The sequence below is a fragment of the Chryseobacterium lathyri genome (assembly GCF_019970085.1).
GTDB classification, from domain to species: domain Bacteria; phylum Bacteroidota; class Bacteroidia; order Flavobacteriales; family Weeksellaceae; genus Chryseobacterium; species Chryseobacterium lathyri.
The window spans coordinates 231,585-254,009 of the sequence record NZ_JAHXYG010000006.1 but is presented as its reverse complement, the minus strand read 5'-3'; the positions used below and the strand labels follow the sequence as shown (position 1 = coordinate 254,009).

General features: G+C 36.0%; 17 protein-coding genes. 9 read left to right on the top strand and 8 right to left on the bottom strand.

From position 1 onward, the window contains the following. Window positions 1-5 precede the first annotated feature (5 nt). From LC418_RS19455 to LC418_RS19420, 8 genes are all read left to right on the top strand, one after another. A complete protein-coding gene (locus tag LC418_RS19455; RefSeq protein ID WP_223560344.1) occupies window positions 6-2,018 on the top strand; it encodes a fumarate reductase/succinate dehydrogenase flavoprotein subunit in 2,013 nt (670 codons plus the stop codon). 24 nt (window positions 2,019-2,042) lie between these two features. After that, on the top strand, window positions 2,043-2,810 hold the full coding sequence (locus LC418_RS19450; RefSeq protein ID WP_040997496.1) for a succinate dehydrogenase/fumarate reductase iron-sulfur subunit: 768 nt from the start codon (window positions 2,043-2,045) through the stop codon (window positions 2,808-2,810). 314 nt (window positions 2,811-3,124) lie between these two features. Beyond that, window positions 3,125-4,645: a TlpA family protein disulfide reductase gene (locus tag LC418_RS19445; protein WP_223560343.1), complete on the top strand. Its 1,521-nt coding sequence runs from the start codon at window positions 3,125-3,127 to the stop codon at window positions 4,643-4,645. Window positions 4,646-4,809: 164 nt separating this feature from the next. Continuing rightward, window positions 4,810-6,216: a 23S rRNA (uracil(1939)-C(5))-methyltransferase RlmD gene (gene rlmD, locus LC418_RS19440; protein WP_111955446.1), complete on the top strand. Its 1,407-nt coding sequence runs from the start codon at window positions 4,810-4,812 to the stop codon at window positions 6,214-6,216. A 79-nt stretch (window positions 6,217-6,295) separates the two neighbouring features. Further along, window positions 6,296-6,772 carry a DUF6452 family protein gene (locus LC418_RS19435; protein WP_223560342.1) on the top strand — a complete coding sequence of 159 codons (477 nt, stop codon included), beginning with the start codon at window positions 6,296-6,298 and terminating at the stop codon, window positions 6,770-6,772. Continuing rightward, window positions 6,738-7,406, top strand: a complete 669-nt coding sequence (locus LC418_RS19430; RefSeq protein ID WP_223560341.1) for a DUF6048 family protein — start codon at window positions 6,738-6,740, stop codon at window positions 7,404-7,406. Before LC418_RS19435 ends, LC418_RS19430 begins: the two co-directional genes overlap by 35 nt. Before the next feature lie 275 nt (window positions 7,407-7,681). Next, window positions 7,682-10,627, top strand: coding sequence for a reprolysin-like metallopeptidase (locus LC418_RS19425; RefSeq protein WP_223560340.1), 2,946 nt, complete (start codon window positions 7,682-7,684; stop codon window positions 10,625-10,627). Between the two features lie 292 nt (window positions 10,628-10,919). Then, entirely contained in the window at window positions 10,920-15,311 is a 4,392-nt protein-coding gene (locus LC418_RS19420; protein WP_223560339.1) for a GEVED domain-containing protein, read from the top strand. Window positions 15,312-15,554: 243 nt separating this feature from the next. Here the strand turns inward: LC418_RS19420 and LC418_RS19415 are convergent, their stop codons facing one another. From LC418_RS19415 to LC418_RS19385, 8 genes are all read right to left on the bottom strand, one after another. Continuing rightward, the gene (locus tag LC418_RS19415; protein ID WP_223560338.1) at window positions 15,555-17,717 is read right to left on the bottom strand and encodes a peptidase domain-containing ABC transporter; all 2,163 of its coding nucleotides are present in this window, start codon (window positions 17,715-17,717) and stop codon (window positions 15,555-15,557) included. Then, a complete protein-coding gene (locus LC418_RS19410) occupies window positions 17,717-18,799 on the bottom strand; it encodes an HlyD family secretion protein (RefSeq protein WP_223560337.1) in 1,083 nt (360 codons plus the stop codon). The genes LC418_RS19415 and LC418_RS19410 overlap by 1 nt, the downstream gene beginning before the upstream one ends. Window positions 18,800-18,811: 12 nt before the next feature. Then, a complete protein-coding gene (locus tag LC418_RS21155; protein ID WP_223560336.1) occupies window positions 18,812-19,255 on the bottom strand; it encodes a CPBP family glutamic-type intramembrane protease in 444 nt (147 codons plus the stop codon). Between the two features lie 52 nt (window positions 19,256-19,307). Beyond that, window positions 19,308-19,490 carry a hypothetical protein gene (locus LC418_RS19400; protein WP_223560335.1) on the bottom strand — a complete coding sequence of 61 codons (183 nt, stop codon included), beginning with the start codon at window positions 19,488-19,490 and terminating at the stop codon, window positions 19,308-19,310. Between the two features lie 37 nt (window positions 19,491-19,527). Then, entirely contained in the window at window positions 19,528-19,683 is a 156-nt protein-coding gene (locus LC418_RS19395; RefSeq protein ID WP_223560334.1) for a hypothetical protein, read from the bottom strand. Between the two features lie 17 nt (window positions 19,684-19,700). Further along, a complete protein-coding gene (locus LC418_RS19390; protein WP_223560333.1) occupies window positions 19,701-19,877 on the bottom strand; it encodes a hypothetical protein in 177 nt (58 codons plus the stop codon). Window positions 19,878-19,899: 22 nt separating this feature from the next. Further along, window positions 19,900-20,028: a hypothetical protein gene (locus tag LC418_RS20935; protein ID WP_262901826.1), complete on the bottom strand. Its 129-nt coding sequence runs from the start codon at window positions 20,026-20,028 to the stop codon at window positions 19,900-19,902. A 211-nt stretch (window positions 20,029-20,239) separates the two neighbouring features. After that, window positions 20,240-22,006, bottom strand: coding sequence for a helix-turn-helix domain-containing protein (locus LC418_RS19385; RefSeq protein ID WP_223560332.1), 1,767 nt, complete (start codon window positions 22,004-22,006; stop codon window positions 20,240-20,242). Window positions 22,007-22,209: 203 nt separating this feature from the next. Between LC418_RS19385 and LC418_RS19380 the strand changes: the two genes are divergently transcribed. Further along, window positions 22,210-22,383, top strand: a complete 174-nt coding sequence (locus LC418_RS19380; protein WP_223560331.1) for a hypothetical protein — start codon at window positions 22,210-22,212, stop codon at window positions 22,381-22,383. Window positions 22,384-22,425 lie beyond the last annotated feature (42 nt).

The following is a 22,425-nucleotide window of genomic DNA, read 5'->3' as shown; positions in this document are numbered from 1 at the left end:
ATAGTATGAGTAAATTAGATTCAAAAATTCCGGCAGGTCCTTTAAAGGATAAATGGAAAAATCATAAAGACCATATGAACCTTGTTGCACCAAACAACAGAGATAAGATTGATATTATTGTTGTTGGAACAGGTTTGGCAGGTGGTTCTGCAGCTGCTACTTTAGCAGAGCAGGGATATAACGTAAAAGCGTTCTGCTACCAGGATTCTCCAAGAAGAGCACACTCAATTGCTGCACAAGGAGGTATCAATGCTGCTAAAAACTATCAGGGTGATGGTGACTCTACATACAGATTATTCTATGACACCATCAAAGGTGGTGACTATAGAGCAAGAGAGGCCAACGTTTACAGATTAGCTGAAGTTTCTGCCAATATTATCGACCAATGCGTCTCTCAGGGTGTTCCTTTTGGTAGAGATTACGGCGGTCAGTTAGATAACCGTTCATTTGGTGGGGTTCAGGTAAAAAGAACTTTCTACGCAAAAGGACAAACTGGTCAACAGTTATTATTAGGTGCCTATTCTTCGATGAGCCGTCAGATTGGTAAAGGAAGAATTAAAATGTACAACCGTCATGAAATGATGGAATTGGTAATTGTAGACGGAAAAGCAAGAGGAATCATCGCAAGAAACCTGGTAACAGGTGAAATCGAAAGACATTCTGCTCACGCGGTTGTTATTGCATCAGGAGGTTACGGAAACGTATATTTCCTTTCTACAAATGCAATGGGATCGAACGTTTCTGCGGCTTGGAAAATCCATAAAAAAGGAGCGTACTTCGCAAACCCTTGTTATGTACAGATTCACCCGACTTGTATTCCGGTTCATGGAACACAGCAGTCTAAACTGACTTTGATGTCAGAATCATTAAGAAACTCAGGAAGAATCTGGGTTCCTAAGAAAATTGAAGATTCTGTAGCGATCAGAGAAGGAAAGCTTAGACCTGAAAATATTAAAGAAGAAGATAGAGATTATTATTTAGAAAGAAGATATCCTGCATTCGGAAACTTAGTGCCTAGAGACGTTGCGTCGAGAGCTGGTAAAGAAAGATGTGATGCTGGTTACGGAATCGAAAATAATGATACTAAAGAAGGTGTTTACTTAGATTTCTCTACAGAGATTATTAAAAAGGGTAAAGAAGCTGCTATCGAAAAACATATCCATAATCCTACAGATCAGCAGATCTATGATTTAGGAAAAGCTTGGATTGAGGAAAAATACGGTAACTTATTCGTGATGTACGAAAAAATTACGGCTGATGATCCTTACAAAACACCAATGAAGATCTATCCTGCAGTTCACTACACAATGGGTGGTGTTTGGGTAGATTACAACCTGCAGTCTACCATTCCTGGGTGTTTCGTAATCGGTGAAGCCAATTTCTCAGATCACGGAGCTAACAGATTGGGAGCTTCTGCTTTGATGCAGGGGTTAGCAGACGGATATTTCGTTCTTCCTTACACGATTGCAGATTACCTTTCAGCGGACATCAGAACGGGAGCAATTCCTACAACTTCTGGTGAATTCGATCAGGCTGAAAAAGAAATTAAAGACAAAGTAAATTTCTTCTTAAATAATAAAGGAACTCACTCAGTAGATTATTTCCACAAAAAATTAGGACACATCATGTGGAATAAAGTAGGAATGGGAAGAACTCCTGAAGGTTTGAGAGAAGCTATTGCTGAAATTGCTCAGGTGAAAAAAGAATTCTGGAGCGATGTGAAAGTTCCTGGTGATGCAGATGGAATGAACACTGAGCTTGAAAAAGCTTTCAGAGTGGCAGATTTCATCGAATTAGGACAACTAATGGCCATCGATGCATTACACAGAAACGAATCTTGTGGAGGACATTTCAGAGAAGACCATGCTACTCCTGAAGGTGAAGCTGAAAGAGATGATGTTAACTTCAAATATGTAGCAGCTTGGGAATATCAAACAGATGATATCACAACGGAAGTGCTGCATAAAGAAGATCTGATCTATGAAAACATTGAAGTTAAAGCAAGAAGTTACAAATAATCTCCAACCTATAAATACATAATTATGAGTGCAAAAAAAGGCCTTCATCTTACCCTAAAAATTTGGAGACAAAAAAATAGCAAAACTAAAGGTCAGTTTGAGACCTACAAGATATCAGATGTTTCTACAGATTCCTCATTCTTAGAAATGCTGGACATTTTGAACGAAAATCTTATTAACGAAGGAAAAGAACCAATTGCTTTCGATCACGACTGTCGTGAAGGGATCTGCGGAATGTGTTCCCTTTATATCAACGGTAGAGCGCATGGTCCGGATACAGGGATCACGACTTGCCAGCTTCACATGAGAATGTTCAAAGACGGTGAAACCATCGTTATTGAGCCTTGGAGAAGTGCAGCTTTCCCGGTTATCAAAGATTTAATGGTGGACAGAAGCGCATTCGACAGAGTAATGGCTGCCGGAGGATTCATTTCTGTGAACACTTCAGGTAATACATTAGATGCCAATGCTATTCCGGTTCCTAAAGAAGATGCAGACAAAGCAATGGATGCAGCAGCATGTATCGGATGCGGTGCGTGTGTAGCTACTTGTAAAAACGGATCTGCAATGCTATTCGTTGGAGCTAAGGTTTCTCAATTCGCTTTACTTCCTCAAGGTAGAGTAGAAGCCAAAAGAAGAGTTCTGAACATGGTGAAAGCTATGGATGAAGAAGGATTCGGAAACTGTTCGAACACTGGAGCTTGTGAAGTTGAATGTCCGAAAGGAATTTCTCTTGAAAACATCGCCAGAATGAACAGAGAATATATGGCTGCTATGGTAGATCAGGGATAAACCTATTCAAATACATAAAAAATCGTCTTCATTATGGAGACGATTTTTTTATACCTGTAATTTAGCTGTTAAAATTTGTTAAGGTGTTGATCAGATAAGATATTCTTTAATTTAATAAGTCTATATTTGGTGAGCACTTGGATGTGTAAGAAAAGAATTGCATTTTTTGAGACTCTTTTCTCGTGAAGAAGTTTATAGAACGGATAGGCCTTAAAGTCCCTATTTTACAGGTTCTCATAAAATTTTCAAAAAAAATAAATAGTGTTAATTAACAAGCCGTAAAAAACGTATTTTTGCGTAATATTAAAATCGAAATGAAAAAATATCTTTTATTGTTTATCATCACAGCTTTTGTGATGTCTTGTTCAAAAAAAGTTGAAGTTAAAGGAAAAATAACCGGAAGTTCACCACTCGAAAGAATTGAATTTGTTGAAGCTTCTGGTGTGGCAACACTTCCACTTGTCAATATTGGTTTAGATAAAAATGGAAACTTTACAGGAAGCTTCGAAGCTCCTAAAGATGGGATGTACGTAATCAACTATGCAGGAAGACAAAACCTGATCTATCTTGAGGGCGGACAGAACCTGAATATTTCCGGAAATGCAATGACCTTTCCAAATGAGTTCGTCGTTACAGGAGATGCTAAGAAAAATAATGATTTCCTTCAGGCCAGCCAAAAGTTCTTGGGTGAGTATGGAAGCAAAATCAATATCCAGCAGTTAATGTCCGGAGACGAAAAAACGTTCTTAAAAGGAGCTCAGAAAATTGAAGCCGACATCAATAAAAATGTGGAAGAGCTTGCTCAGAAAAATAATCCAAGCAAAGGAATTTTGGAATGGAAAAAGAATGATGTGAAAGTAACTATCCTTAACCTTCTTGCCAACTATGAAATGTCACAGCGCCAGATGTCAGGAAATCCATCATTTAAAGTATCAAAAGCATTCCAGGATTACGAAACAAAACTGGAAGGTAATAAAGATGTAATGGTGAAGACTATTCCATTATACAGACAGTACCTTCTCGTAAAAATGAGCCCTGACTTTCAGAAATATGCCGAAGCAAAAACCAAAGGAAAAACAGATATGATTACTTCTGAAGTATTTGCACAGTTTCTGAAAGACAGAAAAGAAGTTTCACAAACTGCTAAAGATTATCTATTGGCGTTCGTGGTAGCTCAGGATATTCATCCGGGTGCTCCTGCAAAAAATACTGAAAAGGTTAAAAAAATCATTGATACAGATATTACAGACGCAGGTATCAAGGCAGATTTAGTTAAAATGCAGTTGGCAATCAATGGACTTAAAGTAGGAGAGGCTGCTCCGGAAGCATCACTGGTAAAAGCAGACGGAAAATCTTACCAGCTTTCTGAAAATAAAGGGAAACCATACATGCTGTTCTTCTATGCATCTTGGAATCCTTACATCAGCGAAGCTACAGTTCCTGTATTAAAAGAAGTTGTAAATTTCTATAAATCTAAAATGAACTTTGTTTTTGTAAACGTAGATGATACCAAAGATCAGTTTGTAAAAACCAGCAGTTCATTGTTAAAAGGAATTCCGGGAGCAAATGTGTACGGAGAAAAAGGTTTAGAATCAGATATTGCTAAAAAATATGGCGTTTACGGATTCAAACTGCCTTGCTTTGTGATCGTGGATAAAGACGGTAAAATTGCAAGCAGATCTTTTGTAAACCTTGGCGAACAGGAAGTAGTAACAATCCTGGATAAACTTACAGGTCTTTCTGCGCCAAAAGTACAGCCTAATATTCAGATGCAGCCGGGAGCGATGGATCCTTCAGCACAGCCTGTAAATCCTCAGCCTGCCCCAACAAAATAATAAACTTTTATATAGATGGAAACCTTATCTTCGGATAAGGTTTTTTTTATTGTATTTTTGCGGAATCAAACCGGAAGATTGTTTTCGGTGTATTAGAAAATAGAAATAAAATTTAGGATGAGTCGGAGGGTTCGTCCGACCATAAAAGAAATTGAGTTTTAGGGATGAGAAAGAAGAAAGATATAATTCTTGAAAATATTAAACTGTTTGGTGCAGGTGCAAAAGGCGTGGCCATAGGGAAAACCGAAGAAGGAAAAACCGTACTGATTTCCGGAGCAGTTCCCGGAGATGTGGTTAATGCCAGAGTAAAAAAATCCAAATCCAAATACTATGAGGCAGAAACCATAGAAATAGTGGAAAAATCGCCATTCAGAGTAGATCCCAAATGTATTCATTTTGGAACATGTGGTGGATGCAAATGGCAGAACATGAGCTACGAAAAACAGCTCAATTTCAAACAGGAAGAGGTCTATAATAATATTAAAAGAATTGGTGGGATTGATGATTTTGAAACCGTTCCTATCTTAGGCGCCGAAGAACAGTATTTCTACAGAAATAAAATGGAGTTTTCCTTTTCCAATGCGAGATGGCTTACCCAATACGAAATAAGCTCTGAAGAGAATTTTGGGAGTAAAGACGCCTTGGGTTTCCATATTCCCGGAATGTGGAGCAAGATCCTAGACCTGAAAGAATGTTTCCTGCAGGAAGATCCCTCCAATGCTATACGTTTAGCTGTAAAAAACTATGGTGTAGACAATGGGTTGGATTTCTTTGATGTCAGAAATCAGGAAGGGTTTTTGAGAACTTTAATGATGAGACAGAACTCTAAAGGCGAATGGATGGTACTATTCCAGCTTTACAGAGAAGAAAAAGAAAACAGAGAAAAGCTTTTCCAGTTCTTACTAGAGAAATTCCCACAGATCAAAACATTGGTTTATGCTATCAATCCGAAGCAGAATGATTCTATTTACGATCTGGATATCAATATTTATTTCGGAGAAGGCTTCCTGATGGAAGAAATGGATGGACTGAAGTTTAAAATTGGCCCAAAATCATTCTTTCAGACCAATTACAAACAGGCTTTGGAGCTTTACAGAAAAACATTGGAATTTGCTGATTTAAAAGGTGATGAAGTAGTATATGACCTTTATACAGGAACAGGAACTATTGCCCAGTATGTTGCCAGAAATGCAAAACAGGTTATAGGGATAGAATCTGTTCAGGAAGCCATTGATGCAGCCATTGAACATGCTGAATTAAATGGTCTTACCAACACAACATTCTATTGTGGAGATATGAAAAATGTCTTTAACGATGAATTCTTAGAAAATCATCCGAAAGCAGATGTACTGATTACCGATCCGCCAAGAGATGGAATGCACCAGAAAGTGGTAGAACAGATATTGAAACTTGCTCCGGAAAAAGTAGTCTATGTAAGCTGTAACTCAGCAACACAGGCAAGAGACCTTGCCCTGATGAAAGAACATTATACGTTGGTGAAAATTCTGCCGGTAGATATGTTCCCGCAAACCCACCACGTGGAAAATATAGCATTGCTGATTAAAAAATAAATTTATTTAAATTTGAATTTCAAATCTTAATATGAAACGTAAGTTCCATCTGATCAAAATAAAAAATCAAAATATGCAGATGAAATATTTTAAATTTCTCGTCATGATCTGTTTCGTTGGAATGCTTTTTTCCTGTGGAGGAGATGACGATATCTGCGAAAGTGGCGAAGGGACACCCAGAATAAAAGTAGCATTCAAATCTCTGGCATCCGGAAAAGCAACTACTTTGGATTCATTATATGTAGCCGTAGATTACGGGGCTGGGAAAGTACAGCTGGGGAAAGCTGAGAAAATAGATTCAAGACTTATCCCCTTAAGAGTAGATGATTCACCTTATACAGATGTTTATTTCAGACTTGCAGATAAAGGAGCAGAATCTCACGTTCGCATTAATTATACAACGAAGAGTACATACGTTTCGCCAGGATGCGGGATCAAGAAAACGTACGATAATTTAAGCTCAGAATTAATACAATCAAATCCTGTACAACAGCTCGAAGCAGGACAAAACCAAATTGAGAATGAAGACAAGACTAATCTTTTCCTTCTTTTTTAGCATAATAGGAATAACCGGGTTCGCCCAGGAAAAAAAAGAAACCCAGGAAGCCAAAAAAGTTCAGGAGAAATACAAACCTAATTTTATGGTAGGTTTTGATGTTCTTAATACAGGTATTTCCTTTTTCTCGGATAGAATGCTTTACCAGGGCTTTATTTCATCAAAAGTGAAAGGAAATGTTCATGCCATTGCAGAAGTCGGTTTTGAGAAAAATGTATATCAAAAAAACGGTTACGATGCCAAGGCAAGCGGCCCCTTTGTAAAGCTTGGTGCTTTTTATATGCTGGCAAAAGACCTTGAAAATGAATTCAATGGTTTTTATGCAGGAGGTAAAATAGGAGGTGCGTTCTACAATCAGGAGTATATGGCTGTTCCGGTCCGCGGATTTGGAGGCAGCACTTCGTCTGTGGCATTTCCATCTTCGTCACAAACCTCTGCCTGGGTAGAAGGAACTTTAGGAGGAAGGGTACAGCTGTTTGAATCCAATTTTTATATAGATGTTAATCTTCAGCCAAGATATTTAGTATATACTTCCAAACAGGATGATATTACGCCGATGATTGTTCCCGGATTTGGTAAAAGTTCAGCTAAGTTCAACATGGGCTTTGCCTGGAATATTGCCTATAAATTTTAAAATATAAGAAGCTTTATCAATACCTTGTAGAGAACTGATCAAATGGGATTTTAAGAAGATTTTTAAATCTCATAAAAATACAGGGAATTGGCTGTAATCCCTATGAAATTGTAAAAAATATTAGAGATATCTCTAATATTTTTTTTTGTTCATTTTTATATTTTACAGATCATATTTTTAAACTGATTGTTAAAAAAAATAAAATAAATCAATTATTTTTTGGTTTATTTGTTAATGTATGGTTATTTTTGAGAAATTTAAAAATAATCTTTTTTATGAAAAAAATCATTACTGCTTTATTTTGTAGCTTGATAGGAGGGTCTGCTTTGGCACAGTGGACGCCCACTAGCTATGAGAGAGGAAAAGAAAAGTTCTCTCTGGTACGTAATTATTATAAGTTAGATCTTAATAAGATTAAGGAACAACTTAAAAGCGCTCAGGAGACAGGTCCAAACGCAAAACCTGTCGAAATTTCTTTACCAACACTGAATGGCAAAATTGAAAAATTTGCAGTATACAGCTCCCCGGTTGTTGTACAATCACTAGCTGATAAATATCAACTGGGATCTTATGTGGGAGTTGGAATTAATGATCCTTCTAAATACTTGAGATTCTCTTTATCAAACAATGACTTCCAGTCGATGATTATAAAAGACGGAAATTATGAGTTTATAGAGCCGCAAAATGCAGATAAAACTGTATATGGGGTTCATCCTAAGACAAAACCAACAGCAGGAAAGAGCTTTGTTTGTAGTACTGAAGAGGGCCCAGCTGCTGTAAATCAAATCAACCAGATGTATGAAAATGGTAAAACATTTACCAATCAGCCAACTGATTTCTCAAAAATGTCTGATAAGAAGTACAGAACTATGAGGCTGGTAATGTCAGTGACCGGTGAGTATACTGCTTTTCACGGAGGAACTGTTGCTGGTGCACTTACAGCTATTAATGCAACATTAACGAGAGTGAATGGTGTGTTTGAAAAAGATTTTGCACTACATCTGATTTTACAGGAATTTCCGAATGTAATTTATACTGATGCGGCTACGGACCCTTATTCGGCAGCATCAACTGGAGCCGGTGGGGCCTGGAATTTGGAATTACAGCAAACATTAACAGCAAACGTAGGAAATGCTGCCTATGATATCGGACACTTATTCGGAGCTTCTGGTGGTGGTGGTAATGCAGGTTGTATTGGTTGCGTTTGTGTAAACCCTGCAACAAATACTACTAAAGCTAAAGGTTCAGGATATACGTCACCTGCAGATGGTATTCCTCAAGGTGATAATTTCGATATTGATTATGTAGCTCACGAGATAGGTCACCAGTTAGGAGCTAACCATACATTCTCTCATACTCTTGAAGGGTCTGGCGTAAATGTTGAACCAGGGTCAGGATCCACCATTATGGGATATGCAGGTATTACAGGGGCAAATACTGATGTTCAGCTACACTCTGATGCCTATTTCCATATTGCAAGTATCAAGCAGGTTCAGGCAAATCTGATCAGTAAAACTTGTGATATAGAAACGTCTATTGCAAACAATGCACCGGTAATTGCTGCCTTACCTACATACAACATTCCTAAAGGAACTGCATTCGTATTAACAGCTTCAGCTACAGATGCGGAAAACAATCCTATGACTTATACATGGGAAGAGGTTGATAATGCAACTACTACAATTAATAAAACTAATTTGGGAACTACCACTGCTGGGGCTTCATTCAGGTCTTTAGCACCAACAACAAACCCAACAAGATATTTCCCTAAATTATCTTCCGTATTAGCAGGAGTTTTAAATAACTCAAATAATGGATGGGAGTCGGTTTCTATGGTTCCTAGAAATAGTAAATATGCTGTAACGGTAAGAGATAATAATCCTGATCCGGCTCAACAGCAAACTCAGTTTGCTGAACAAACTATTGTTGTAGGTAATGACGGACCGTTTAAAATCAATACTCAATATGCCGCATCTAATGCAGCTACTACAGTTGAATGGGATGTAGCAAATACTACAGCTGCGCCATACAATGTAGCAAATGTGAAAATTGATTACACTACAGATCCTAATGGTGCAACGTGGACAACATTATTAGCTACTACTGCTAATGATGGCTCTGAAAGTATAACTTTCCCTTCTTCATTGAACGGACAGACAATTAAATTAAGAATCTCTTCTATCGGGAATGTATTCTATGCCATTAAATCTGTTTTGGTTACTACTTTTGCTGCATGTGACGGCTCTGCTCCAACTGGAGTCGCTGTTAGTAATGTGACGACAAGTAGTGCAAGTGTAAGCTGGGCTCCTATTACTGGCGCAACCTATATTGTCCGTTATAAAAAAGTATCAGAAGCTACTTGGCAACAAATTACTACGCCAAGCAGCAATATAACATTACCGAATCTTACTGATGGTACGGCTTATGAAGTTCAGGTAGCTGCTGTTTGTTCAGGAACTCCTGGAGCTTATTCTGCTTCTTCAAACTTTACAACACCTGGGCTTACTTATTGTACAGTATCTTCTGATGATGACACTGACGATCATATTGCAAACGTTACCCTGGCAAACTTAAATAATACTTCTTCTGCTAGTTTATACACAGATTATTCTACCAATCCTGCATTACAGGTAAACTTAGTAGCAGGTACTCAATATACTCTGTCAGTTGGAAAAGGATGGTTAAGCGGAACTGGACCATATTCTGGGGCAACTTCAGCCTGGATCGACTTTAATAGAAATGGAAATTTTGAAGATTCAGAAAGAATTCTGACTTCTACAACCACTACTGCAAGTCCTGTTACGGCTATGTTCACGGTGCCTGCAACCGCAGTTACAGGTTTAGGCCTTAGAATGCGTGTGGGAATGTTGTATACCACCACTGCTAATCAATATATTGGAAATGCTTGTGGCGCATATGGCACCTATGGAGAGTTTGAAGATTATAATGTTGTAGTTACAGCTGCTTTAGGAACAAAAGACATTGCTAATCCTCAGGACGGAATTCAATTATATCCTAACCCTGCAAGCGACATTCTGAATGTAACTAAAGTTTCAGATAAAGCGGCCTATAAAATTTACAATACTGCCGGTCAGCTGGTAGGAAATGGAAATATTAATGACGGAAAGATCAATGTTTCATCTCTTGTGAAAGGCGGATACATCATCACGATTGATGAAAAAGGAAAAGATCAGTTCAGATCCAAATTTATCAAGAAATAACAGTAATTAATAATAATATAAAATCCTCAGGCTCTCCTGAGGATTTTGTGTTTTAATGTATAGAATGTGTTATTATTGTGAAATTTTTACAAAAAAATATTTGAATGAATACATTAATAGTGAAAAAATTATTAGATTTGTGTAATTATTAAAATATGAGCGTATGAATTAAAAAACTATTTTTTTCAATACAGATTATCTGTAGAATGGATGTTCAAGAATCCATTTGAACACCAACAAATACGAAATACTATACTTATTACTATTGTTATTATAACTAAATTTAAAAAATATGAGTGGATTTTTACTCTGTAAAATGAGCAGGCCCTTTAGGGTGCTCATAACATTGCTTTGTATGGTCTTCGGACTGTTTTCACAGGCACAAACAATTACTATTGGTGCAGGAACAGCTACTCAGAGATATCCTTTGGGAGTTTACTATGGATATCAAAGAGATGCATCACTTTATACTGCAGCAGAAATCAATCTGCCTGCCGGCGGAAGTGTAATGTCAGTGGCATGGAATGCAACAACAGCTACAAGTGCAGCTACTCCGGTAAAGGTTTATTTGAAATCTGTTCCAGCTGCAACAACTACTCTTACATCACAAGACTGGCCTACAGCAACTGCCGGAGCCAGCTTAGTGTATACCGGAACGATCAATAATATAACTACAGGATGGAATACAATCACCCTGCAAAGCCCTTTTTATTATAACGGGACAGAAAATCTAGTGGTGTTAGTCGAGGTAAGCTATGGTGGTACCGGGACAGGAAGTACAAGTGGAAGTGCTTTTACTTACTCTAATGCTGCATCGAGACATATGTATATCGAAGAAGATAATTCAGCTTCAGCAACAGCTACTGGAACAATTACCTCCAACAGACCCAATGTTCAGTTGACTTTTGGAGCTGCTCCTTCGTGTTTGCCTCCTTCCGGATTAACGTTAGGAACGGTAACACCAACGGGTGCGGCAATCAGCTGGACTGCTCCTTCATCTGTGCCTGCAGGAGGTTATGATGTATATTACAGTACATCTGCTACAGCACCAACATCTGCAACCGTGCCTTCACAGACAGTTACTACAGGAACAAGTGTAACACTTTCTCCATTGACGGCCAATACTGCTTATTATGTTTGGGTAAGATCAAAATGCAGTGGAACGAATCAGAGTACATGGATAGGACCTGTGAATGTGTTTACAGGATATTGTACACCTACGGGAGGTTCCAGCTCAACTTCGTATTATCTGAAAACGATAACTACAACAGGAGGAATTACCAATTTAAATTATTCAGCTAATTCCTATACGGCATATGTTAATAATTCAGCCACAGTTTTTTCAGGGTTACCAACCAATACGATAACCATGAATTTGAACAGTGGAACCAGCACTTATAATTATTATGTTTGGGTTGACTGGAATAATAACATGAGTTTTAATGATCCGGGTGAAACCATTCTGGCAACTCCTGGTTATGTTACAAACGGAACAGCAACAATTGTCATCCCTGGAACACAGGCACCTGGTAATTACAGAGTAAGAACATCGACATCCTTTATTGGAGCCAATACTTCATGTGGACCTGCGGCGTGGGGTAATTTTGTTGACTTTACATTAAATGTTATCGCTTTACAACCATGTACTACTTCGCCTCCAAGTAATATTGCAGTGTCCAATATTACACCGACTACAGCTCTTGTGAGCTGGATGCCTTCAATAGGTGCTACTTATGTACTGAGATATAAAGCTGTAACTGCACCAACATGGAATACAGTAAATATTACTACTCCTCTTGCGAGCAGTTATCCAATAAACAACCTTACGGAGCAAACGCAGTATGAAGTTCAGATTGCTACAATCTGTGGCGGAACACAAGGACCGTTCTCTACAAGCACTACCTTTACGACTCCTGCTATTTCTTATTGTAGTTCCAATTCTACAAGTACCACTATTGATGGTTATATCAGTAAAGTTGTTGTAACTCCGAATGCTGCAATACCAATGACCAGTACTTCAGATTTCAGTAATTATACAGATTATACTACAGATCCTGCAAGACTTATTACTTTAGTAAGAGGTTTAGGAGCTAATACTGTTACTATTGAAAAAACCTGGCCAGGAACACAATGGTCATTCGGAACAGGAGTATGGATTGACTTTAACAGAAACGGGGTTTTTGAAACTTTTGAACAGGTATTGAATTCACCAAGTAATACTACAACTCCTGTTACTGCAACTTTCAGCGTACCGAACGTTGCTGGGGGAGTGTATACGGGAAATCTGAATACACGTATGCGTGTAGCATTAAGAGAAAGCGCTACAGCGGCTCCTTGTGGAACTTTCACCTGGGGGGAAGTAGAAGATTATGCAGTGAAACTTATTGATCAGCCTGCGTGTACTACTGCGCCGCCTACAAATATCACCGTTACAAACCTTACAGCTTCTACAGCTACGGTTTATTGGATGGGTGCTGCGAATGCTACTTACACTATTAGATGGAAGTTAGCTACTGCTGGAACATTTACAATCCCACCTGTGACTTTGGCACCGGGAGTAAATAATTATACTATTCCTGGGCTTGCTGAGCAGACTAAATACGATGTACAGGTTTCTACTACATGTGGAGGTTCTACAGGACCATATTCTACAACAGTACAGTTTACAACACCGCCGCTTTCATACTGTCCGATGACAGGTACAGGAACTAACGACCACATTTCAAATGTAACCGTTACATCTTCCAACCCTGGAGTTCCGGTGATGAGCAATACTACTGTACAGAATAACTATACAAGCTATACAACACCTGCAACATTAATCACTCTTGATGCAGGATCTGCAAATAATAAAATCTCTATAGCAAAGGGATGGACAGGTTCAACGAGTAATGATGCAGTATCTGTTTGGATAGACTACAACAGAAACGGAGTTTTTGAAACTTCAGAACAGATCTTAAATACAGCAGCGAATACTGCAACTCCTGTTACTGCAACCTTTGCTGTTCCGGGAGCAGCTTATACAGGTCCGCTTACAACCACAATGAGAGTCGTGCTTAAACGTACCAGTGCTCCAGTATTGTGTCAGAATGCAGTCAATGGAGAGGTTGAAGATTATGCGGTAAGAATCAGACCATGTAGTAATGGTATACCTAACCAGCCTGGAATTACAGCGACTCATAATTCTGCTACACTTACTTTCTCAGGAGTACCGAATACCGTTACTTATCTTGTAAGATATAGAACTCAGGGACCTCCTCCAGGAGCGTGGACAGAAGTATATGCTTCAACATTGCTAAATAATATTCCACTTGTATTGAACGGTTTAACTCCGGCTACAATCTATGAAGTGCAGGTAGCTGCTGTTTGTGGAGATGTTGCAGGTACATTTACACCGATCAAAACATTCGTAACAAGATGTGATCCTACGCCTCCGAATGTTACAGTAAGCAATATTACAACTAACTCCGCACTGATTACTTGGGCACCGCTTGCAGCGAGCTCTACGTATACATTGGAATGGAGAAAAGTAGGAGCTCCTACCTGGAATCAGGTTCCTAACATTGCTCCTCCTACCAATACTTATTTATTAGGAGGTTTAGATCCTTATACAAAATATGAAGTAAGAGTTGCAAATAAATGTGTTGGAGAAAATACTCTTAACCCGTACTCAAATCCGAAAGTATTTACTACAGAAAGAACATGTGAGCTTCCTCCTCCAGGATTAACTATAACTCAGCTTACTCCTACATCGGCTGAAGTTACATGGGAAGGTTTCCCTGGGGCAACTTATGTTCTGAGATATAGAAAAGTAGGTATTCCGAGCTGGACAAATGTTCCTTTAACAACGAATACTTATACTATAACAGGATTACTGGAAGAAACGAAATATGAAATGCAGGTTGTAAACATTTGTAGCGGTACGCCGGGTACATACACACCTCCATACTATTTCACAACACCTACAGTGACGTACTGCCAGATGAGTTCTCAAAATGCTGTTAATGAACACATTTCCAAAGTTACGGTAGTTCCAAATGGAAGACCTAAAATGGAAAATGCTTCAGGACCTTCTAGCTATACAAATTATACAGGAGTACCTGATACATTCATAGAAATGGTTCAGGGATCTACAGGAAATCAGATCACGATTGAGAAAAAATGGAACGGAACAAACCATGATGAAGGAATCGCAGTATGGATAGATTTCAACAGAAACGGATACTTTGATCTTGATGAGAGAGTATTTACATCACCTCCGAACACTACAAGTCCTGTTACAGGAACATTCAACGTACCTGTAGATGCTTATATAAGCATGACGAACTATAAGTATGTAGTAATGAGAGTGGCAATGATGAGAGACGGAATTCCTGTGAACTGTACTAATTTTGCAAATGGTGAGGTAGAGGATTACTCAGTAAGAATCTCTAAACCGGGAGTACCAAACTCTCTTAACCAGACCGAGATCATGATTTACCCTAACCCGGTAAGCTCAGTATTGTATGTGAAGAATATCAGCAAAAAAGCTAAATATAAGATCTACAATTCTGCAGGACAGGTTATCGCTGACGGTATTCTGCTTAACAACCAGATCAACGTTGGTAAATTGATCAATGGTATTTATGTAATAGATATCGATGACAATGGGGTAACAGTTCAAAAGAAATTTATTAAAGAATAATATTTAAATTTCAAATACAAAATAAGCCCTCAAAAATGAGGGCTTATTTTATTGATCAGGGTGGTGGTTTTTTATCTTGATGTTAAATATCAGATCTATTAACTAACTAGATTCGTGTTTTTAGTCTTCTTTCTTTGGAAGCTTTTTGTTTATAATAAATATGATATTTATAAAATTATAGTTAAAAGCTTCATTATAGCTAAAAATATGGTAAGCATAAAATCAATCATAATATTTTAGTTTTTAATAATCTAACCTAGCACCTTGTTTTTCCCACATAGATTTATAAACAGAATCTGTATTGAGAAGTTCTAAGTGACTACCTTGTTCTATAATCTGACCTTCTTTCATTACTAAAATAGTATCAGCGTTGACAATAGTGCTTAAACGATGAGCAATCACAATCATAGTTTTCCCTTGATTTCTGAATTCCTGTAAGGTATTTTGAATAACCAATTCTGATTCTGTATCCAAAGAAGAAGTAGCTTCATCTAAAATTAATATTTCCGGATTTTTATATAAAGCTCTTGCAATGGCAATTCTCTGTTTCTGACCACCAGAAAGCAAAGCCCCGTTTTCACCTAAATAAGTTTGAAAACCATTGGGTAATTTCTCGACGAAACCTAATATACCCAAGTTTTTTGTGATATTTAAAATCCTCTGTATATCTGGAAAATCCTCTCCTAAAGCGATATTTTCAATCACATTTCCTGAAAAAAGATCGATCTGTTGCGGAACTACTGATGCTAAATTCCTTAAAGAATAGTTGGAAATATAATTGATATCATAGTCTCCAATCATAATTTTTCCTGTTTTGAGTGAATATAAATTTTGAATTAAAGAAGCTAAAGTGGTTTTACCACTGCCGCTTTCCCCAACAATAGCAGTTGTTTCTCCTTTTTTTATAAGACAATTGAAGTTTGTAAAAACTTCGGTTCTACTGCCATAGCTAAAACTTACCTCCTTAAACTCAATATCTCCAATATTTTCTTTTGTTAATTCTAATTTATCTGTATTTTCCTCACGTTCCAGATCCATGATTTCAAAAAGACGATCGGCAGCTATCAAAGCATTCTGAATCGTTTTATTCATCCCAATTAATTGAGAGACAGGATTTGTAAAATACCCTATCAAAGCATAAAACGATAATAATTCTCCTGGAGTGATAACTCTGTCAATCACATATCCTGAACCTGCCCAAAGTAATACAATCGTAAATATTCTGGATAAAAATTCTGATGAATTTCCTGAAAATAAAGCATTCATTACCGAAGAATAAATAGTCTTCAATAGTTTCGAAAAAGCGTTATCCGTTTTATTATTGGCAAAAGTTTCAACTCCAAATTGTTTGATGGTTTTTACTGAAGTTATAGACTCTACCAAATGGGATTCCAGTTCGGCGCTTTCTTCCATTAATTGCCTTTCTACCTTTTTATTGAGTTTATTGGTAATCCAATACACTAAAAAATAAAAAGGAATAACCAATGCAGTAATCAGAGCCAGTTTCCAGTAATAGGTAAACATTAACGCAAAAGAAAAAATAATAATAAAAATATTTACAAATATCTGTATTGAAACATCATTTATAAACGTTCTTATTTTAACGGCGTCATTTACCCTTGAAATAATTTCCCCTACTTTCATTGTATCGAAAAACCGTTGAGGTAATTTTAATAAATGCTTGTAATAACCGAGAATAAGGTGCTTATCCATTTTCTGCCCGGTTTGTAAAACCAAAACACTTTTCATAGCTCCAATAAAAATTTGAAACAACAGTATTACAATCATTCCTACAGATAGCAGGTTTAAAAGCCGTTTGTTTCCATCTATTAGAACATAATCCGTAATTTTCTCAATGTAAATGGATGTAGATAATCCCAAAATAGTATATACCAAAGCTCCCAATAAAGCTTGGATTAAAATACTTCTGTGTGGCTGAACTAAGTTCCAGAATCTTTTGTAGAGACTGGTTTTTTCATCTCTTTGTTCAAAATACTCATTAGGTTCCAATAGAATAAGCACTCCTGTCCATACTTTTGAAAACTCTCCTATTTTGTAATCTTCCAATTTTCCTCTTGCGGGATCCATCACTGTGATTTTGTCTTTTATCACTTTGTAAATGACCACATAATGATGCATCTGTCCATTAACAATAATGTGTGCAATAGCAGGTAACGGAAGATCTGGTAAAGCATCAATACCCCCTTTTACCCCTTTTGCATTAAATCCCATTTGTTCTAGCCCTTGTACTAAGCCTAAAACATTTGTTCCTCTGGTATCTGTATGGCAGATCTGCCTTATTTTAGCAATAGGCATTTTTAGTCCATAATATGCAGCAACGGAAGCAAGACAAGCAGCACCACAATCTTTAATATCATGCTGTTTTATCAATATATTTTTTTTCATCATTTCAATTTTGGATTAAACCAATCATCTACACGGTCAAATAATAATTGCCATAATGTGCGGTCAATTAAATGGAAGCGTGCTGTAAAAGTCATTCCTTTATCAACTTGTCCTTTGTAGCCGTTTTTCAATTGTAAATAGTTTTTATCCATTTGACAGATGACTCTAAAGAAAGCTTCTCCGGTTTGTTCATTAATTTTAATATTCTGATCGATTTCAGAAACCTTGCCTTCCAGTAATCCCCATTGGTTATAATTATAAGTGTCGATTTGGTATTTTGCGTTTTGACCCGTATGAATAAAACCTATATCTTTTGGCGAAACCAAACATTCTGCAACCAGGGAAACTTCTGGAGAAATTTCTCCTATGTCTTGTCCCTGAGTCAGAAAATTATTTTTCTGTATTCCGGAAAAATTAACAAGCCTTCCGGAAATGGGAGCTGTAATGATATAGTTTTTTTGCTCCTGATTAATACGCTGCACTTCTGAACCTAAAGAGCGGATTTGTCTTTCTACTTCTCTTTTCTGCGTTTGCCATTGGGCAATTTGTTGTTCTCTGGTGCCTGAGATTTGTCTTTTTAACCCTTGATAATCATAATAATATTTATCATATTCTGCTTTTGGTATTACGCCCTGGCTATACAATATTGCAGCTCTGTCAAAATCTTTTTGAGCTAAAGACAATTGCGTTTGTATCTGAGCTATTTTTTCCTGCATTGCAGATAGTTCTCTTTGATATTGCCCGGTTTGCAAACCTGAAGTTTGTCCTTTTGTAAGTTTATTTAAATCTTGTAATTGTGCTGAATAATCTGAATTCTGGCTGTTTTGTAAATTTTTTTGAGTATCCAATTGTTCTGCTGTTACGATGAGTAAAGTATCACCTTGCTTGATTTCCTGATTATTTTTTTCTAATTTGTTATAAATTATTCTGCCCGAAACAATAGCAGAAATTTTAGTATTCTCCTGTACAGATCGTATTACTCCTCTTGATGAAGAGGAAATGGGAACTTTAATTATGGGTAAAGTGCATAGGAGTATAATAACAAGAATTAAAATTCCTGTATAAATTGATTTTTTAAACATTGAGAAATGATTTTACATTACAAATAGAAATCCGTAAAGATTAAATAATGCATGGAAGAAGACCGTTAAAATAAAGCTGTATTTATGAGTATGCTTATAATAATAAACATAAAGATTATTTAAAATTAATCCTCCAAAAAATGTCATCACCATATATAGCCAATTGTAGTAGTGCATTGAGGAAAAAATTATACTCATAATAATTATACAAATTAACTCATTCTTTACTTTCATCCATTTGGCTAAAATTAGATAAGGAAAATATTGAAATACTAGAGTTTCTATAAAAGGAGCAACGAAAATGGCAATAAAGTTTAATTCATGTTTTGAGATGTTTGGGTTTTTATTTTGGTTTACGTCAAAATGTAAATATGTATCATTGATGTAATTAAAAAAATATCCATTTAGTATCGCAAAGACAAATGAAATTATAAAGAAAATAATTAGCTTTTTCATAAATAATAAAATGCTACCTTATTAAAGGTAGCATTTTTAGTAATTAATCATATTAGTTATAACCACCTCTTGGTCCTCCAACTGGATGTGATGCAATCGTATCTGCAGCAGCAACTATTGCATCAGCTGCGGCATGAGCACCAGCTCCGATTGCATAGGCAACATCATACCAGAATCCATCGCCTCCATTAATTGATAATAGTTCATCGTTTGTAAGGGCTTCTAAATTTTTCATATTCTAAATTTTTTTATTTTAAATAATTTAATAAGAATTAATGACCAGCACTAGCATAATAACCTGCCAATGCAACCTGATGCACATATTCATGTGCTAGAGCACCAACTACATAAGCTACATCATACCAAAAGCCATCACCTCCGTTAACTGCTAATAGCTCAGAGCTTGTAAGCATTTCTAGTTTTTTCATATTATTTATTTTAATAATTATTTTTTTGGAGGATTATAATTTCCGTTCCATCCATCTGAAAGTCCATCTTTGATTTCGCTCCAATTATCAATAATTTGTTCAGCTAGCCACCACCAGCCGCCATTATCACCTCCGTTTACTGTTATAGCTTCATGAGCTTCAAGCTCTATTAAGTTTAATCTTTCTAAATTCATTGTAAATAAAATTTAATTGTTATTAAGGATTTAAAGGAGGAGTACCTGTGTATATAACATTACCAAGAATATTAATTGTCTGTGGGTCTCCACTTGCTGAACCACCTTCAATTGTTAGTAGCTCATTTGTTGTTAAAAAAGTTAATTTCATTTTTTTTAATTTTAAAGTTTTTGTCATACAATTCCTGACATGGGCTTTTTTGCTGGCCAGCGGGTATCTTTATTTTTTATACTGTACACATACAAAAAATAAATCTTTGTGTTTTTACCTGAAGCAAAGATGTAAAATGACAAAACACCAAAAAAGTAAATGAATCTTAGATTTATAAATTTATAGCTATAGATTTATAAATGTTTGGATTTTAATCTTTTGAAAATGAATTAACTATGTGCTGTTGTGAGGTGTTAGACTTCTCAATTTCTTTGATGTAAACGGAAAGTGTAATGCCTGTTTTTTTCTTAAAGGCAAGAGAAAAAGACTGCTCATTATTATAGCCTAATTCTTCTGCAATAGCCAATAATTTATAAGAACGGAATTTTTTATCTTTTATCAGCCTGTTTAGAGCATAATCTATACGCAGATCGTTGATATAAGCTGCAAAGTTTTTCCCTTTCTGGGTATTGATGACCTCTGATAGATACGTAGTGTTGGTTTTTATACTTTTTGCTAAGCTGGAAGATGTAATACCTTTCTTTAAAAAAAGCTCTTTAGCTTCAAAAACTTCCAGTTCTTTTAAAATGAGTTGCGTGATATCCTCTGAAGTTATTTTGGATGTTTTATCTTCTGTTGCCTTATTCTCTGTTTCGATTTGTTCAATAGCAGGAGATGGACTTGTAATTAATTGAGCTACCGGAGGTGTTTCAAGATTTTTCATCTCAATGGAATTGATGAGGTCCTGCGCAATTTTTCTATGCTGTTTTTCTGTTTTCTTAGATCTGTAATACAAGAATGAGATTAATATAAGAATGATCAATAGAAAACCAACAGATACGTTTAGAATGGTTTTTCTGTTTTTTAAATCATTGATGATGCTTTCTTTTTCCTCCAAAAGATTTGGAGTATCATACTTCTTAGGAAGTTCTGTGGATAAATATTGAAATTGTTCATCAAGTTTTTTGTCTACTTTTAGAAATCTTTCGATATAATAAAGTTGCTTTTCCTTATCATTTTTCTCTTTGTAATAATCTATAAGATAAGTATATGCTTCCCGGAGTTCAGGGAAGGAGGTGAAGTTTGTTTTCTGTAGATTAGCATCTAATGTGATGAAACTTTGCACCGCTTTTTCCTTGCTTTTCAATCCGGCATAAGATTTACCGATATAGAATAATGTATAGTTCGCAGTGTTATCATTGATGCTGGAAAAATAATTATATGCTTTTGATAGCTCAGCTATGGCATCTGTATACTTTTTTTGTTTAAGATTGCCCCTGCCAGATAGATATAAATATTGGTTAATGCTATATTTATTCTTGTGTACAAACTGAGAGTTCAGTCCTTCCTGGATTAAAACATCAGCAGAATCAAGCTTATTAATTTCAATATAGCAATTAATAAGGCTTACACGCATTTGGTTGTGGTCGAATTCAGAGTTTTTTGCGTTATATAGATAGTGTCTGAATGTTCTTGCTGCTTCTTCATTTTTACCCATATAACAATTGAGGTAGGCAATATTAATATTGGTAGCATCAATCAGCTCCTGATTATTTTGTATTCTGGCATATTTTAATCCTAAAATATAATTATTCAAAGAAGCTTTAAGATTATCATACTTATAATAAAGATTCCCTTTTAGTGTATATATCTTAGCAGCAGAAATACTTGTTTGTTTGTTTTTTGAGAGTACAGATAAACTATCTAAATATTTTAAAGCATTTGGAAAATTCTCATTAAGATGAATAAGTATATAGCCCTCGGCTATTTCCCCATTATTTTTTTCTTTTTTGGCTTTTTGCAGATAATATTTCGCAATATTTTTGGATTCAATATTTTTGTCATTATCATAATAAGTATAAAATTTATCTTTTAGATCCTTATAATTAAATGTCTTTAAACTGTCAATAGATTTATCTTGTGAGTAAAGTAAATTACTAAATAGTATAGTTAAAAAAAGATAAGTAGCTTTCGTCATCTTGTAAGTAAACTACAAAAATATGATTTTCATAATTAAAAATTTCATAAACAATTAAAATGAATCAGAAGAATTTAAATCGATCAATATCAATGATTTAAATTTGCATATGCAGTGTGGATTTATAAATCTATAGATACAAGTGTATGTGATTTTATGAAAAATCACTTTCTTTGTTGTAATTAATTAAAATGATCAAATAAATGAAAAAACAAAATCACGACAAGAAATTGTCATTAAAAAAAGTACAGGTGATGAAACTTAGTAATATGAAAAAAATAAATGGCGGTTCCGGCTTTCAGCAGGATTTTTATGAAGATCAGGACCCGACAACACCTCCTATACAACAGATGCCAAGCGCTAAATGTAATGGATAGGAGCCTGCTTGAATTTTATTCAAATATTTTATATATGATTTT

Coding starts and splice junctions, on each gene's coding strand:
- LC418_RS19455 (WP_223560344.1), top strand. CDS start 6: ATGAGTAAATTAGATTCAAAAATTCCGGCAGGTCCTTTAAAGGATAAA.
- LC418_RS19450 (WP_040997496.1), top strand. CDS start 2,043: ATGAGTGCAAAAAAAGGCCTTCATCTTACCCTAAAAATTTGGAGACAA.
- LC418_RS19445 (WP_223560343.1), top strand. CDS start 3,125: ATGAAAAAATATCTTTTATTGTTTATCATCACAGCTTTTGTGATGTCT.
- rlmD (WP_111955446.1), top strand. CDS start 4,810: ATGAGAAAGAAGAAAGATATAATTCTTGAAAATATTAAACTGTTTGGT.
- LC418_RS19435 (WP_223560342.1), top strand. CDS start 6,296: ATGAAATATTTTAAATTTCTCGTCATGATCTGTTTCGTTGGAATGCTT.
- LC418_RS19430 (WP_223560341.1), top strand. CDS start 6,738: ATGAAGACAAGACTAATCTTTTCCTTCTTTTTTAGCATAATAGGAATA.
- LC418_RS19425 (WP_223560340.1), top strand. CDS start 7,682: ATGAAAAAAATCATTACTGCTTTATTTTGTAGCTTGATAGGAGGGTCT.
- LC418_RS19420 (WP_223560339.1), top strand. CDS start 10,920: ATGAGTGGATTTTTACTCTGTAAAATGAGCAGGCCCTTTAGGGTGCTC.
- LC418_RS19415 (WP_223560338.1), bottom strand. CDS start 17,717: ATGAAAAAAAATATATTGATAAAACAGCATGATATTAAAGATTGTGGT.
- LC418_RS19410 (WP_223560337.1), bottom strand. CDS start 18,799: ATGTTTAAAAAATCAATTTATACAGGAATTTTAATTCTTGTTATTATA.
- LC418_RS21155 (WP_223560336.1), bottom strand. CDS start 19,255: ATGAAAAAGCTAATTATTTTCTTTATAATTTCATTTGTCTTTGCGATA.
- LC418_RS19400 (WP_223560335.1), bottom strand. CDS start 19,490: ATGAAAAATTTAGAAGCCCTTACAAACGATGAACTATTATCAATTAAT.
- LC418_RS19395 (WP_223560334.1), bottom strand. CDS start 19,683: ATGAAAAAACTAGAAATGCTTACAAGCTCTGAGCTATTAGCAGTTAAC.
- LC418_RS19390 (WP_223560333.1), bottom strand. CDS start 19,877: ATGAATTTAGAAAGATTAAACTTAATAGAGCTTGAAGCTCATGAAGCT.
- LC418_RS20935 (WP_262901826.1), bottom strand. CDS start 20,028: ATGAAATTAACTTTTTTAACAACAAATGAGCTACTAACAATTGAAGGT.
- LC418_RS19385 (WP_223560332.1), bottom strand. CDS start 22,006: ATGACGAAAGCTACTTATCTTTTTTTAACTATACTATTTAGTAATTTA.
- LC418_RS19380 (WP_223560331.1), top strand. CDS start 22,210: ATGAAAAAACAAAATCACGACAAGAAATTGTCATTAAAAAAAGTACAG.